General features: G+C 60.7%; 11 protein-coding genes. 1 reads left to right on the top strand and 10 read right to left on the bottom strand.

Annotated elements, in window-relative coordinates; all coding sequences use genetic code 11:
• Nucleotides 1-29: 29 nt before the first annotated feature.
• Nucleotides 30-1,379 carry a sodium-dependent transporter gene (locus B9A19_RS08095; protein WP_084090286.1) on the top strand — a complete coding sequence of 450 codons (1,350 nt, stop codon included), beginning with the start codon at nucleotides 30-32 and terminating at the stop codon, nucleotides 1,377-1,379.
• 7 nt (nucleotides 1,380-1,386) lie between these two features.
• Here B9A19_RS08095 and B9A19_RS08090 read toward each other — a convergent pair whose 3' ends face one another.
• From B9A19_RS08090 to B9A19_RS08045, 10 genes are all read right to left on the bottom strand, one after another.
• Nucleotides 1,387-2,520 carry an MFS transporter gene (locus B9A19_RS08090; protein WP_176216847.1) on the bottom strand — a complete coding sequence of 378 codons (1,134 nt, stop codon included), beginning with the start codon at nucleotides 2,518-2,520 and terminating at the stop codon, nucleotides 1,387-1,389.
• A 50-nt stretch (nucleotides 2,521-2,570) separates the two neighbouring features.
• Nucleotides 2,571-2,906, bottom strand: a complete 336-nt coding sequence (locus B9A19_RS08085; RefSeq protein WP_084090284.1) for an EscU/YscU/HrcU family type III secretion system export apparatus switch protein — start codon at nucleotides 2,904-2,906, stop codon at nucleotides 2,571-2,573.
• Nucleotides 2,896-4,050, bottom strand: a complete 1,155-nt coding sequence (locus tag B9A19_RS08080) for a flagellar hook-length control protein FliK (protein WP_084090283.1) — start codon at nucleotides 4,048-4,050, stop codon at nucleotides 2,896-2,898. The genes B9A19_RS08085 and B9A19_RS08080 overlap by 11 nt, the downstream gene beginning before the upstream one ends.
• A gap of 127 nt (nucleotides 4,051-4,177) precedes the next feature.
• Nucleotides 4,178-4,585, bottom strand: a complete 408-nt coding sequence (locus tag B9A19_RS08075; RefSeq protein ID WP_084090282.1) for a DUF2802 domain-containing protein — start codon at nucleotides 4,583-4,585, stop codon at nucleotides 4,178-4,180.
• A gap of 117 nt (nucleotides 4,586-4,702) precedes the next feature.
• Nucleotides 4,703-5,014: a flagellar protein FliT gene (locus tag B9A19_RS08070; RefSeq protein ID WP_176216846.1), complete on the bottom strand. Its 312-nt coding sequence runs from the start codon at nucleotides 5,012-5,014 to the stop codon at nucleotides 4,703-4,705.
• Nucleotides 5,007-5,474, bottom strand: coding sequence for a flagellar export chaperone FliS (gene fliS / locus B9A19_RS08065; RefSeq protein WP_084090280.1), 468 nt, complete (start codon nucleotides 5,472-5,474; stop codon nucleotides 5,007-5,009). Before fliS ends, B9A19_RS08070 begins: the two co-directional genes overlap by 8 nt.
• A gap of 72 nt (nucleotides 5,475-5,546) precedes the next feature.
• The gene (gene fliD, locus B9A19_RS08060; protein WP_084090279.1) at nucleotides 5,547-7,844 is read right to left on the bottom strand and encodes a flagellar filament capping protein FliD; all 2,298 of its coding nucleotides are present in this window, start codon (nucleotides 7,842-7,844) and stop codon (nucleotides 5,547-5,549) included.
• Between the two features lie 42 nt (nucleotides 7,845-7,886).
• Nucleotides 7,887-8,264 (bottom strand): flagellar protein FlaG, encoded by a 378-nt coding sequence (locus B9A19_RS08055; RefSeq protein ID WP_084090278.1) that lies wholly within the window; start codon nucleotides 8,262-8,264, stop codon nucleotides 7,887-7,889.
• A gap of 83 nt (nucleotides 8,265-8,347) precedes the next feature.
• Nucleotides 8,348-9,967 carry a flagellin N-terminal helical domain-containing protein gene (locus B9A19_RS08050; protein WP_084090277.1) on the bottom strand — a complete coding sequence of 540 codons (1,620 nt, stop codon included), beginning with the start codon at nucleotides 9,965-9,967 and terminating at the stop codon, nucleotides 8,348-8,350.
• A 177-nt stretch (nucleotides 9,968-10,144) separates the two neighbouring features.
• Nucleotides 10,145-14,596, bottom strand: a complete 4,452-nt coding sequence (locus tag B9A19_RS08045; RefSeq protein ID WP_084090276.1) for a glycosyltransferase — start codon at nucleotides 14,594-14,596, stop codon at nucleotides 10,145-10,147.
• Between the last annotated feature and the right edge of the window lies 1 nt (nucleotide 14,597).

Below are 14,597 nucleotides of genomic sequence, written 5' to 3'. Positions count from 1 at the left end.
CTCACAATGGCCAGCACAGGATTTGCACCATGTCGCAACGCGATGGCTTCACCTCTACCTTTGGCGTACTCGTCGCCACACTGGGCTCGGCCGTCGGCCTGGGCAACATCTGGAAATTCCCCTACCTGACCGGTACCAACGGCGGCGCCGGCTTTCTGCTGGTGTATCTGCTGGCCACCCTGCTGGTCGGCTTGCCGGTGATGATTGCCGAAATCATGCTCGGCCGCACCGCACGCGCCAATGCAGTCTCCACCTTTGCGCAGCTCGCACCGCGCCAGCCCTTCTGGCAGAGCATAGGCTACATGGGGCTGGTAGCCGCCGTGCTGATCCTGGCCTTCTATACCGAAGTCGCCGGCTGGGTATTTTCCTACATCGTCAAGGCGCTGGCCGGGCAATTGCAATTCAGCGATCCGCACAGCGCGGCAGGCACCTTTCAGTCGCTGGTCAGCTCGCCCATGCAAGCCTTGCTGTGGCAATGGCTGGTGCTGGCGTTTACCGGCGGCATCATCATGCTGGGCGTATCCAAGGGCATTGAGGCCGTCACCAAGCGGCTGATGCCGCTGCTGTTCCTGCTGCTGGTGCTGCTGTGCATCCGCAGCCTGACCCTGCCCGGCGCCATGGGCGGGCTCACTTTCCTGCTCAAGCCGGATTTCAGCAAGATCACCACCGGGGTGGTGCTGACGGCGATGGGGCTGGCGTTCTTCAAGCTCTCCATCGGCATGGGCACCATGATTACCTACGGCAGCTATTTCCGCGCCGAGCAGAACATCCCCGCTACCGCGCTGCGCGTGATGCTGGCGGACTTGAGCGTGTCGCTGCTGGCCGGTCTGGCCATTTTTCCGGCCGTATTCGCGTTCGGCTTTGCGCCGTCAGCCGGGCCATCGCTGGTGTTCATGACCATTCCAGCGGTGTTTCACAGCATGCCGGGGGGCAGCATCTTCATGGCGCTGTTCTTTCTATTGACCGCCATTGCCGCTACTGGCGCCATTCTGTCCATTCTGGAGGTACCCGTCGCCATGTTGACCGAGCGGCTGGGCTGGAGCCGCCGCAAGGCCACCATCCTGTCCATTGTCACCATTGCCGTGCTGGGTGTGCCAGCAGCGCTGTCGCAAAGCAGCACAGCGGACTGGAAGCTGTTCGGGCTGAATGCGTTCGACCTGTTCGACTTCATCAGCTCCAACATCTTGCTGCCGCTGGGTGGCATCCTGATCGCGGTCTACGTGGGCTGGGTGTATGGCCTGCCCAGGCTGCAGGCAGCGCTCGGCAACGACGGGCAGCTGCAGAACAGCGGCGTGATACGGCTGGTGCATGTGCTGGCGCGCTATGTAGCGCCCTTGCTGATTACCGTCATCCTGCTCAAGGGCCTGGGCGTATTCTGACCCTGGCTCACCAGTCGATGCGGGTTGCGGCATAGGCGATCAGCGCCACACTGACCGCCACAAAGCCCAGCCCCCAGCCCAGATGGCTGTGATGTGCGATGAAACCAATGATGGGTGGCCCCACCAACAAGCCCAATGAACCGGTGGTAGTCGCGGCAGCCAGCGCCACCGGCCCCTGCCGCGCGGCCACTTGATACAGGCACGGCGATACGGCGGCCACCCCCAGCCCGACCGCAATAAACCCCAGCAGGCCGGGCACAAAGCCCCCCATTAGCACTGCAGCGCCCAAGCCACCACCGGCAATCACGCCGCCATACAGCAGCAGCGCGCGCGGGCCGAAGCGGGTGCGGGCCAGATCGCCAAACCAGCGCGACAGCGACATGGTGACCGAGAAACAGCCCAGCCCCCAGGTCGCCATGGCATCGCTCGCGCCAGTGCGCTCTTTCAGATAGAGGGCGGTCCAGTCCGACATCGAGCCTTCGACGATGGTGCCGCCAAACACGCCCAGCACCAGCCACAGCGCAGCGCCGGTCGGCACGGAGAAAGGCTGGCGTGCCACGTCCACCTCGTTGCGCGGCGGGTCCGCCACCAGATGCCGGCCAGCCCAGCCTGCGGCCAGCCACATCAACAAGGCAACTGCACAAAAATGCAGCGGCACGCTGGCGGTGAAATTGGTAAAGCCATAGGCAATACCAGCTGCTGCCAGCGTACCCAGGCTGAAGGTGGCATGCAGCCGCGACATGATGGCCTTGCCGCCTTGCAACTCGACGGTCACCGCTTGTGCGTTCATCGCCACGTTCAGGCAACTGACCGCCAAACCTTCCAGCACCATGACCACCAGCGCAAAGCCGTAGCTGGGTGAGTACCCCAGCGCGATCAACAACAGCGGCAACAGCGCACTGGCCAGCCAGCACAGCCGGCGCGGGCCGAGCTTGTGCAGCAAGGTGGCGGTGATTGGAAAGGAAAACACCGAGCCCAGCCCGCTGGCCAGCAGCAGATAGCTGATGTCGGCATTGCTCAGGCCCAGCATGGTCTTGAGTGCGGGCATGCGCGCGGCCCAGCTGCCATAGTTCACCCCCAACAGCAGGAACAGTGCGGCAACGGCATAGCGGGATGTGGCAGAAGAGGGGGAAGCAGTCATCGGATCGGCACAGTTGGCAAGCATCGGCCCAAATATCAGCCATTCCTGCTTTATAGCGCCGAATCGCCCTGCAGATCAGCTAGGGAAAATACCGGTGCCGGCGCATCACCACCGCGCTCGATCACATAAACAAAGGCCAGCAGCTCGGCAATGGCACGATACAGCTGCGGCGGAATGCGCTGGTCAAGGTCTACCTGCATCAGCAAAGCCACCAGCTCGGGCGATTCGTGCACGAACACACCAGCCTCGCGCGCCTTCTCGATGATCTTCTCCGCCGTAATGCCCTGCCCCTTGGCAACGACCTTGGGCGAGGCCGTGCCCTCCTGATACGCCAGTGCCACAGCATGCTGCCGGTCCGGCTGCGGGCGGAAGGTCTTACGTGCCATGGGCTGCCTCGGCATTCACCGTGCCAGGCTCCGGCTCGCCATTGACGGCAAACACGGGCACCGCCGCCAGGGTCAGGCCGGCTGCGACAAACTGTTGCCCCAGCTGCTGTTGCCCGGCCTGCAGGCGTTGTGCGGCCTCGGGGGTGTCAGTCTGGAAACGCAGCGAAAAACGTCCCTGGAACAGATCGGTGCTGATCGACACATTGCCCAGGCTGGGCAAATGCAAATCCAGCCGGCTTTGCCAGCGCATGGCCTCGGCATCATCGGGGCTGTTGGCGTCACGCTCGCCACCATCCTGTGTCTGCAGCTGCCAGCGCATCGGTTGCCCCGGCCAGGCCTGCCCCTGCCAGACCAGCGGTTTTTGCTCCAGCGCGTTCAACTGCTGCTGAACCAGGCTCTGGATGGGCGGGCGATCATCGCCGCCCTGCACGGCCAGACTGGACAATGCAGCGCTTTGCAACTGGGCGCGGTCAGTCATCAGAGGCGTGTCCGCGTCTGCCGCCGCCGGATTGGCTACAGGCTGTTGCGCAGCGGATGCTTGCGCCGGTTGGTTCTGCGGTTCGCGCAGCAGGGCCTGCAAGGGGCGCTGCCCGCCAGCCCATTCAACCTGATGCGATTCATAGAACAAACCGCTCTCTGCCACTTTCTGCTGCAGGCGGCTGGCGATCTGCGCGGGATCGGGTGTGCCCTCGAACAAGGCTTCGGCTTGCGTCAGCTGCAGGCTGGCAGTTGCCTCGTCTTTACCGCCCAGTACGGTGCTGAGAAATTGCGCGCCCTTGCTGAGGGCCGCCTGCTCGGGCTGTGGCGCACCGGCTGCGGTCGGATGGGCATTATTCTGCTGCTGTGCGGCTGGTGGTTGGCGTTCGACCAGTGCGAACGTCAGCTTGGGCTGGTCTGCCACCACATCCAGCACCAGTTTCTCACCCGGCTCGGTATTGCGTGGCAGGTTGAGGTCCAGCAACTGGTCCTTTACCAGTACCGCAAAGCGCCCACCCGGCAATTGCCCTGTGACAGTGGCTTGCACGCGCTCGCCGACGGTGAAGCGCAGCTCGCCCGACTCGGCAGGGCGAATGACGTCAAACAGCCCTTCCTGGACCTTGAGATACTGCTGCAAGATACTGATAGCGGTATTGCCGGGCAGCATGCCTGTGCGCTCCTTGCGCTCCTATCCCTGGTGTGGCGGGCAAACCCTGTGGCATTGCCCGGACACCTGCCGGTGGACCAGGCAGACAAGCCTTGCCTGCACCGCCGCGCCATGTTTTGAGCAGCTTTTATTCGTTGCGGCGATAAAGCGCAACAATCAAATCGGCTTCACCACGTGTCAATCCGCATGCCGACGCAACATGATTGGCGTCGGCCCCCAGCCTGGCCATGCGTATGGCCTGCGCATAAGGTGTTTCTTCTTCGGCGTCGCTTAAGGGATGGCCGGCATTCCCGTCCTGAATCAACGCGGGTTGCTGCAGTTGCAGCGCCGCAAGCCGTACCTTGAGGCCTTCGACCTCCTGGCGCAACGCAGCGATTTCACCCCGCTGTACCTCAAGCTGGTGGTGCAGATCACGTCCCGGACCTACTCGGTTGTTCTTGCGCAAAAACAGCAGGAGCTGGGCAACATAGAAAAGAATGAGGACCAGTGTGCCATACAGCAGTTGCTGCCAAGTCACCACAATGCCGCCATTCATGATCTCTGCTCCCGGGCACCAGGCAAATCCGCGCCTCTGATTGGAATCATAATCAACACTTGCGGCAAAACCTAACCCATCGGTACACCGGACCACACATCACGATCAACGGCCAGCTCAGCGATATGCCTGCTGCAACTTGCTGCTGGTGGTACTCCCCTGCAGCAGCGCGGCCAGTTCCGGGCGCCAGGCCTCGGCGTGTTCGGCCAGGCCATCCACCAGCGTTTGCAGGTTGCGCAGCGACTGAGCCAATGCATCCCGCTGGGCCGGTGCCATAGCCTGCCAGTCTATGTCGCGCAACTGCCCCTGCAACACCTGCCATTGCGGCATGGCGTCAAATACCGCCTGCCAGTCACCACGGCTGACTGCCTCATTAAAGCGCGCAGCCAGCGCATGCATGGCTTGCACAATGATGGAAACATCAGGCACGGCCATAGCTCAAGGCACTATTCTGACCACGATCTGCCGGCATTTCAGCCACCTCTGGCTGCGTGGCCACACCAGTGGTGATGCTCTCCCATGCTTCACGCAACTGTGTCAGCAACGTCACGACCTCATCCAGCAGCTCGGGCCGGTTGCTCAAATTGGCCTCGAACAGCTGCCCCAGCATGTAGATGTAGAGCGCATCCAGGTTCTCTGCCAGCTCGCCGCCCTTTTCCCTGTCGAGGGCAAGACGCAAGCCTTCATCCAGAATGGCAATCGCACGCGTAATCGCGGCCCCCTTGGCGGGGATATCACCATTTTGCATGTGAAACTTGCCAAGCTGGGCCGCCTTGATGGCGCCGTCGTAAAGCATGACGATCAACCTGCCCGGGCTGGCGGTTTCAACCGCCGTTTCCAGGCTTTGCTTGCCATAGGCATCCAGCGCTTTCTTGACCGCGGCCGTCATAGTATTCCCTTCCCGGTCTTTGGGGTGTTCATGTTGCCATTCCTTGGGCTGGCGTCACCGCCGCCATCCCGGTTACCTCAGACTGCTGAGCGACGCCAGTTGCGACGTCAGGAAACTGCTGGTGTTCTTCATCGATGCAACCAGCGAATCCAGCGCGGTGTACTGGGCGCGATAACGTTTTTCCACATCGGCCAACCGCGTGTTGAGGGTCTTGCCCTGGTCGTCGATATCCTTCATGTCCTGCTTCAAGCCATTGATACGGCTTTGCAGCAGGCCATTGCTCGACATCAGGTTATCTATGGTCTGGTCCAGACGGCTGGCAAAGCCACGGCTGAATGATACCGAACCCAGATCACCGGCTATAGTAGCGGTTACGCTAACCTGCAAGCCCTGCGCATTACCGGCGCCAGTCAGCATCTGGCCACTGCCGGTCGCAGTTTCGCCATTGATGGTACCAGCAACGTCGGTACCGCTGGCGTTAAGGAACTTCAAACCGTATGTTGCCTGCGCATCACCGCCAACACTGGTGATCTGCACATTGGACGCACTGCCATAGCGGTTGGACTGCATGTCGAACGCGCCGGTCTGGTCGTTGTAGGTGACGGTCACCGACACACCAGCCTTCTTCAGTGCACTATCGCCGTTGATCTTGGACTGCATTTCGGCAGCCAAGGCAGCCGGCGATGAATAATCACCCTGCGTGAGCTGGATCTGGCCGGACGACACACCATCCACAGCCACCATCAGTGTGTCGTTACCGTTGTTGCTGCCGCTGTCGGCATGGATGTTCAGCGCGCTCTTGGGCGTAAACGCCACTGATTGCGTATCGGTCACGCTGCCGTTGACACGGCTGATGTCGAATTTGCCGCTGGTGGCGTTGTAGTTCACCGTAAAGGTGCTGCTGCCGTCCTGTGCTTGCAGCTGCTGCTTGATCTGCGCGGCCAGCCCGGTACGGGTGTAGTTGCCGTTGCTCAGCGTCAGGGCAATATTGTCGCTCCCCAGCGTCAACGACATGGCCTGATTGCTGGCATCGATCTTGGTATAGAGCGCTTCAACCCCGGAAATCTTGGCGCGCGTGGCCGGCGTAGTCACGCTGATTGCATAGGTGCCGGGTTTGGTGGCATCGGATGCGCCAATGTAGGTGGCTTGTGAATTGCTGGTCGAACCGTTGACGGCAAACAGGTTAGCCACGTCATTCGGGTTTGTGCTCAGCGCACTGTTCAGCTTGCTGGTATCCAGCGACAGATTGCCGGTCTTCCAGTCCATATTGATCCCCACGGCACTCAAGCCCTGGAAATAGCTGCCGGAACCCAACGATTGATTCAGCGTTCCACGAATCTCCGATTGCAGCGAGCGCACCACATAGTCGCCATTGAGCACGCCGGCTTTTTGCGTGGGGTCGGTCGCATCGGCGTTATAGAAGCTCAGGTCGTTCACCGACTTGGTGAAATCGTTGTAAGCCTTGACGAAATCCTGCACCGATTGCGTGATGCCCGAGGTATCACGCGCAATATTGAGCGATGTCGTTACCGGTTTGGAGTTGCTGTCCAGCGCACTGATCTTGCTCAGGTTCAGCGTTACGCCCTGCAGCACGTCGGTCACTGTATTGCTGGATTTGACGATATCGATGCCGTCCAGCGTGAACTTGGCGTCCTGCGCGGCTTGGGTCTGCGTCAGCTGGTTGACCGCATCGGTGGCGGTCGGGTCATAGGTAAAGCGCGACAGGCCGCTGGCATCGGTATTGTTGCCATCGCTGTCTGCTGCCGTGATCTTGATCCCGTTGGTGCTGCCGCTATCCGTCGAGCTGAGCAACAAACGAAAACCGGTACCGTCATTGATGATGGATGCGGAAACGCCGGCATTCTTGGCATTGATGGCGTCACGCAGGCCGGTCAGCGTGTTGTTGGTGCTGTCGATCTTGATATCAAAAGCGCCCTTGTTGCCGTTGGCCAGGAAAGAACCGCCAGACACAGAACCGAACTGGATCGTCAGCGTACCCTGCCCCACCGGATCACTGACGGTGCCAAAGGCAACGTCCGTTTTCAGCTTCTGGTTTTGTGCCAGTTGCGTCACGGAAAGGCTGTAACTGCCTGCCTGCGCCAGGGAGGTGGTCGACACCGTGCCAATGCTGCTGTCACCCAGCGTGCCCTTCACGCTCTTGTAGGTGCTGGCATTGGACAACGAGATGACCCGCGCCTGGAAGGTGGACAGCGAACTCTGCAAGGAGCCCAGCGCTGAAATCTTGGTCTGGTCGGCCTGGCTTTTCTGGGTCAGAACCGTCAGCGGCTGCTTTTCGACATTCATCAGCGACGTGATGATGCCCTCGATATCCAGCCCGGAGCCGATGCCCGCCGAAGTGATCGATGCCATGGTGGATACCTCTATGCAGCCGTTTGCCTACATATCGGCAAATCAGGCCTGTTCTTTAATCAACATGCCCTTGAATTGATCAATGGCCTTGGCAATGGCCAGCGCTTCCTCCGACGGGATCTGCCGGATCACATCCTTGGTCGCAGTATCAATCACCTTGACCAGCGGCGTGCCCGTATCCTGATCGATGGAAAATTGCAGGCTGCTGTTGGAAAACAGCTTGACCGTATCGTTCAGTTTTTTAACCGCATCTTCCAGCGGCTGCTGTCCCTGTGCGGAACCGCTTGCATTGACCGCAGTAGAGGTCACATTCAAAGCCTGCAGATCAGCCTGTGCATTGGGACGCAAGGCTTGACGCTGCTGTGGATCGACCGTTGACGGGATGGACCCGCTCAGTCCTGAAATAGCCGGGATTTGCATAATGAACCCCCTCCTACGGGAATACCCCGGCGCGGATGAACCGGGCCGGGGCACACTGCTACTTGAAGCTTACCTTAGACTGCTTAGCCGCGCAGCAGGCTCAACACTTGTTGCGGCAGCGAGTTGGCTTGCGACAGCATCGCGGTACCAGCCTGTTGCAGAATCTGCGACCGTGTGAGGTTAGCGGTTTCCGAAGCGAAGTCGGTATCCTGGATCCGGCTACGTGCAGAACTCAGGTTTTCGGACGTTGTGGCCAGGTTCGAGATCGTTGCGGAGAAGCGGCTTTGCAGTGCACCGAACTTCGCACGTTGATCGTTGATCTTGGTCAGCGCGTCGTCGACGATACGCAGGGCTTGGGTAGCACCTTCGATGCTCGACACATCCAGCTTTTCAACCGTCTTCAAGTCAGCCGAGTAACCCGAGCCGGCACCAAATACCGTACCAGTCGAGTTACCTGCGCTGGTGAAGAACACGCCCGAGCTGAAGGCTGCAGTCGTGGTGGTCAGCGAGTAGGAGTTCGACGAGTTCAGCACAACCTGACCGGCAAAGGTCACCTTGCCCGAACCGGCCGACGCCACCGACGAAGCAGTCAAACGCTGGTCAGTACCGTTGGAGGTGGTCGAGTCGTAGTTCCAGCCGCTAACACCAGCACCGAAGCCGCTCGAAGCACCGCTGGCCGAGCTCAGCACGATGTTGGAGCCATCGTCGTTGGTCAGCTTGATACCGTAAGTGGTAGTGCCGTTGCTGTCCTTGAAGGTAGCCAGCTGGGCCGTTACACCGGTTTGCGACGACTTGGCGTTGAATGCAGCGATACCTTGCTGGTAATCATCGGCTTCGATGGTGCCGTCGTTGTCGGCGTCGGTTACGTTGAAGGTCACCGACTGGAAGGTCGAGCTCTTCGAAGCAACTGCCAGCGTGTAGGAACCCGAACCCATCGAGATCACCGATTCGGTACGGGCGGCAGCCTTCACACCGGTATTGGCCTGATTGATCTTGGCCGCGATGTCGCTGGCCATGTCGGTGTTCGATACCGAGATGCTGGTGCCGTTGATGCTGAAAGTACCCGAGGTGCTGACAGCGCCGCTTGCAGCATTCACAGTACCGGTAGCGCCGACAGCCTGGCCGCCTGCACCGGTAATGAAGTTACTGGTGGTCAGTGTGCCTGTGCCATTGCCATCACCAATCTGATAAGTACCGTACTGGCTGGTACGCAGGTTGGCAGTGGTCGCCGTGATGGTTTCGTTCGCGTTGGCGCCAACCTGGTAGGTGGCAGCGGTGAACGTACCGTCAAACAGCTTCTGGCCGTTGAATTGGGTGGTGGTCGCAAAGCGGTCCAGTTCCGAAGTCAGCTGGCTGACTTCCGAATTGGTGGCCTGGCGGTCGCTGTCGGACAGTGTAGCGTTGCCCGATTGCACGGCCAGTTCACGGATACGCTGCAGGATGTCGCCCATTTGCGACAACGCGCCTTCACCTGTTTGCGCCAGCGAAACGCCGTCGTTGGCGTTGCGTTGGGCCTGATCCATGCCCTTGATCTGGGCTGTCATGCGCTGGGAAATCGCCAGACCTGCGGCGTCATCCTTAGCGCTATTGATACGCAGACCGGAGGACAAGCGCTGCAGCGAGGTGTTCAGGCTCGACTGCGAATTCGACAAGTTGCGCTGCGAATTCAGCGACGCAACGTTCGTGTTAATTACTGATGCCATGATGGTTTCTCCTCACGAGAAAACGTACTTTTCAAGATGCTCCGTCGGATGCGACGCTGCATCCTTGTATGCTGTATCGGCGGGGCTGAAGGAAACTTTAGGAAAAAATGATGCGGGTCCTGCCAGAGGAAACCCGCATCACGTTTTGCTGCACCAAAACCACGCCGGAAGCGCAGTTCAGTCCGGCATCCAGGCCTTGCGCCAGGTATCCAGATGCTCGTCCTTGAGCATCCAGTCGCGCAGCACCACTTCACGCAGCGCATCCCCCATGGCAAACGTGCCGTCCAGATCGGCCAGATGGCCACGTATGGCATCCACCCAGTCCTTGTGGCGGTTCTTCACCCGTGTCACCGGCAGATCGCCGCGATAGCAAACGATATCGGTACACACCACCGGGAAGCCGCATGCGCCATATTCCAGCAGACGCAGATTGCTCTTGCACTCGTTGAACTGGTTGTATTCCAGCGGCGCCAGCGCCAGATCGAGATTGAGACTGGCCAGCTTGGCCGGATACTCGGCGATCGGCACGCCGTTGTGGAATTCGTGGATGAACGGGCGCAGCGCATCCGGGCACATGCCGAAAAACACCCACTCCACCTCGCCCGCCAGTTCCTTCACCACGCTGGTGATCAGTTCCAGATCACCCGTGTGGCTGGAGCCACCACCCCAGCCCACACGCGGCTTGCGGCCAGCACGGCGCTGGCCCTGCACGTTCGACCACCAGTCCACCGGCAAGCGGTTCTCCACCACGCGGATATCGCTGTGCATGCCGGCATAAGCTTCGGCCAGCGGCGCAGTAGACACTACGAAGCGATCTACCAGCGACAGCGAACGGCGCAGCGCCTTGACGATATCCTTGGGCATATGGCTGCGGTGCATGCTCTTGAGCGGCAGATTGGGCAGATAATCATCCAGCTCATACACCTTGAAGGCCGTCGAGAACTGCTTGAAGCCGCTCATGAACGCGTATTGTTCATCGGTGATCTGCCGCTGCAGCACCAGCACATCGGGCGAGATGCGCTCCAGATCAACCGGGTTGAGCAACTCCCACGACATACCGCCGCTAATGCGCTGACCCTGCTCCATCGCCATGAAGGGCTGGATCACGCGGTACTGGCCGCACCCCATGCTGTCGGCCGGGTGCGCCAGCACCACCGGGGCCGGGCGCCAGCTCAGCGGCTGCCAGGTCAGCAGCGGGCGCGGATCGATCTCGTAACCGTTGCCATTGACGCTCAGGTTCTTGTTGTAGGCCGGGTCACGCGCCAGCAGCGGCAACCACTTGTGGTACATGGCGGCCTGCTCGGCCTGGAAGCGCTTGCGCTTGGCCTCCTGCTTCTGCGGGTCGATCTGGGTCTGGCTGACGCTGCCTTCATGCATCACTACCGCATGCGGTGTCCATACCGTCAGATAGCCGGCCTGGCCAACCTTGAGGCAGAAATCGACGTCGTTGTACGACACCGTGAAAGCCTGTTCGTCCATGCCACCAACTTCGAGATACACCGACTTGCGCACGGCGAGACAGGCTGCGGTCACCACCTGGTAGTTCTGGTCCACCACCAGCCGGTTCATATAGCCCGGCGCATCGGCAGGCAGCCCGATGAAGGGGTGATCGGCCGGGCCACGCAGGCCCAGCACCACGCCGCCATGCTGGATGCGGCCATCCGGGTACAGCAGCTTGGCGCCGACAATACCCACCTCCGGGCGCTGCGCATGGTTTAGCAGTTGCTGCAGCCAGTCCGGCTGCACAATGGCGGTATCGTTGTTCAGCAGTACCAGATAATCGCCACGCGCCTCGCCAGCCGCGTAGTTGTTGATGGCGGCAAAGTTGAATGGCTGCGGGTAGCGCAGCACGCGCACGCGCTCGACCCCCATGGCGGCAATGCCATCCAGATAGGCCTTGGCCTCGGCCGTTTCACTGTTGTTGTCGACAATCAGCAGTTCGTAGTTCGGATAGCTGGTCAGCTCCAGCAACGATTCCACGCAACGGCGCAATACCGGTAACTGATCCTTGGTGGGCACCAGGATGGACACCAGCGGTTGCTCGGCATGCTCGAACACCACACGGGTCAAGTCGGTGCCAGCGATGCCGATTGCGGCGGCACGCGCGCCGATGCGCTGCAAATGCGCCTGCACCGCCTGCCGGTGCAATTCGGCATTGGCGTTCAGCCAGTCACCCAGCGGCACGCCGGCATGGCCCAGCACCTCGGCAATATGGCCAACGGCGTTGAAACCCAGCTGCTCGGCGGCCTTGAAGGCAAAGTCGATCAGACTGAGCTCACCCAAGGCAGCGCTCAGCCCCCCCAGTTGCAGATAGGCAGGCCGCGCAATGGCCAGCATGCGGCCGATGTAGCCCTGGCTGCGCAGCAAATCAAGATTGAAGTCCGGCTTGAAGATCGGCATGTCGAAGGAATTGCCATCGGCCAGCACAGCATCTTCATCGTGATAGAAACACGCCACCTTGGGCTGGCTGCGTATCTGTTCTTCGAGGAACAGGAAGGCGTGCTTGTCCAGCATGTCGCCGGCATGCAGCAGATACACCCAATCGGTTTGCGCCTGCTGCAGGACGGCGTTAAGCGGATCTACCCAACCCTCGGGGCAGTGATACCAGAATACATTCTCGCCGGCACCAGAAGCGGGCTCTGGCGCGGTGGACAGAATCAGTATCTGCGTGGCCGGGCGCAACTGGCCCACCAGGCTGCGTATGCTGCGCACCAGCTGCGCCATGGCGCCTTCGGTATCGATCAGCACCGGCAGAATGTTGACCGGATGATCGAATTGCGCCGCACGTGCGTCGAACCACATGCCCTGCGCAATGGTCAGCTGGCGCTCGGCCTGCCAGCGCAGATAGACCGACTCGCCGGCAGCGGCAGATGCACCCTGCGCCTGCGGCAAGCCAGCCGCGCCGGCCTGCATTTCCGCATCCAGGCTGGCGATCATCTGCTGACGTGCATTGCTAACCAGCTCGGTATTGATGCCAGCATGACGGCCGTAGATATCGCGGAACAGCGCCGGGAAATTCTTGCGCTGGCGCTGCGACATACGGTCCTGCTCGGTCTCGCGCACGCGCACTTCCACCGTTGGCGCTTCCAGATGCACCAGCTGGTATTGGCCGGACAGGCGCAGCAGAAACTCCCAATCCTCCAACGCCGGCAGGCTTTCGTCGAAAAAGCCGATGCGCTGTGTGGCAGCCAGCGGGTGGCACCAGGTGTTGACCGGGATGTAATTGGAGACCTGCAGGCGCTCCAGCGAGAACCCGCCATGCCGGTACGGGATATCGCGGCTGCGCTCGATGCGCTGGCCATCCTGCAGGATTTCACCCACATACCAGGCATCGGTGTAATACACCGCATTGTCGTCAGCCTGGATGCCCTGGCGCAGCGTTTCCAGATGATCCGGCAACATCAGGTCATCGTCGTCCAGATAGCAGACGAAACGACCGCGCGCGATGCGCAGCGCGGTATTACGCGCGGCCGACAGGCCACGGTTCTTTCCTTGCCGCACATAGGTAATCGGCAGGTCAGCGAATTCAGCCAGCACGTCCTCGACCGGTGCGCCATGGTCGTTCACCAGCAACAGCTCGAAATCGCGGCAAGTCTGCTGCGCCACGCTGGCAATGGCATCGCGCAGCATGTCCGGCCGGTTATACGTCGTGATGATGACCGAGAACAGCGCCTCGCCAGCGGCCTGCTGCGGTGCAGGTGTCGCCACAGGCGCGGCGGCAACCAGCACGGCGGCCGGCACGAACAGCGCCTGATAAATGGCCGTGGCACGTTCGCGGTATTTTTCCTGTACCTCGGGGGCGTAATTAGCCAAACGGGCGGTATACAAGCCCCAGATGCGCGCAGCCGCAGCCTGCATGCGTTCCCGCGCCGCCGGGTCGGCCAGATTCAGCTCCAGAATCTCGGTATGTTCGGCCAGCGGCTTGTCCGAGCCGTAGAAACTCTGCGAAATCTGCCCGCCGTGCACCCGGTAGCCCACGGAGGCCTGATGCAGGAACACGAAATCGGGATACTGGCGCGCAATGCGTGTCCACAGCTCCCAGTCACCGGCGACCAGATCAGGGCGATGCAGCGGCCCTTCGGCCAGTCGCACCGCGTCAAACACGCTACGGCGCAGCATGACTGCTGATGGCGTGATGTAGTTGTCGACACTCAGCAGATCAACCACTTCATCACGATGGCCGAAATAGCTATGCGGATAGTGGCCCGCATGCTCGGCATAGCGCACCAGCTTGCCGTCTTCATCTATCCAGTTGCACTGCGTGTACGCCAGCGGGGCTTCCGGGTGCAGCTCCAGCGCCGCAAACATCGAGGCGAGATGGCCTGGGTAAATCAGGTCATCCGACCCAAGCACCACCACATAGCGACCACTACCCGATTCCACGCAGTGGTTGTAGTTACCCATCATGCCGAGGTTTTTCGGGTTGACCTCGTAACGAAAGCCGGACCGGCCAACGAAGCTGTCGAGCACCTGCAGCGTATCGTCGCTGGACTGGTCATCGAATACGATCAACTCAACGGATACGCCCTCCTGCGTCAGCACCGATTCTATGGTCTGGCCGATATAGCGGGCATTGTTGTACGACATCACTGCAACGGTGATATCCGGGCGGGCTGCTGCTTGCGTCATA

The organism is Andreprevotia lacus DSM 23236, assembly GCF_900176275.1.
GTDB classification, from domain to species: Bacteria; Pseudomonadota; Gammaproteobacteria; order Burkholderiales; family Chitinibacteraceae; genus Andreprevotia; species Andreprevotia lacus.
The sequence above is the reverse complement of the archived record's forward strand: the minus strand, read 5'-3'. Positions and strand labels throughout refer to the sequence as shown.

Coding starts and splice junctions, on each gene's coding strand:
- B9A19_RS08085 (WP_084090284.1), bottom strand. CDS start 2,906: ATGGCACGTAAGACCTTCCGCCCGCAGCCGGACCGGCAGCATGCTGTG.
- fliS (WP_084090280.1), bottom strand. CDS start 5,474: ATGACGGCCGCGGTCAAGAAAGCGCTGGATGCCTATGGCAAGCAAAGC.
- fliD (WP_084090279.1), bottom strand. CDS start 7,844: ATGGCATCGATCACTTCGGCGGGCATCGGCTCCGGGCTGGATATCGAG.
- B9A19_RS08055 (WP_084090278.1), bottom strand. CDS start 8,264: ATGCAAATCCCGGCTATTTCAGGACTGAGCGGGTCCATCCCGTCAACG.
- B9A19_RS08075 (WP_084090282.1), bottom strand. CDS start 4,585: ATGAATGGCGGCATTGTGGTGACTTGGCAGCAACTGCTGTATGGCACA.
- B9A19_RS08045 (WP_084090276.1), bottom strand. CDS start 14,596: ATGACGCAAGCAGCAGCCCGCCCGGATATCACCGTTGCAGTGATGTCG.
- B9A19_RS08050 (WP_084090277.1), bottom strand. CDS start 9,967: ATGGCATCAGTAATTAACACGAACGTTGCGTCGCTGAATTCGCAGCGC.
- B9A19_RS08090 (WP_176216847.1), bottom strand. CDS start 2,520: ATGACTGCTTCCCCCTCTTCTGCCACATCCCGCTATGCCGTTGCCGCA.
- B9A19_RS08095 (WP_084090286.1), top strand. CDS start 30: ATGTCGCAACGCGATGGCTTCACCTCTACCTTTGGCGTACTCGTCGCC.
- B9A19_RS08080 (WP_084090283.1), bottom strand. CDS start 4,050: ATGCTGCCCGGCAATACCGCTATCAGTATCTTGCAGCAGTATCTCAAG.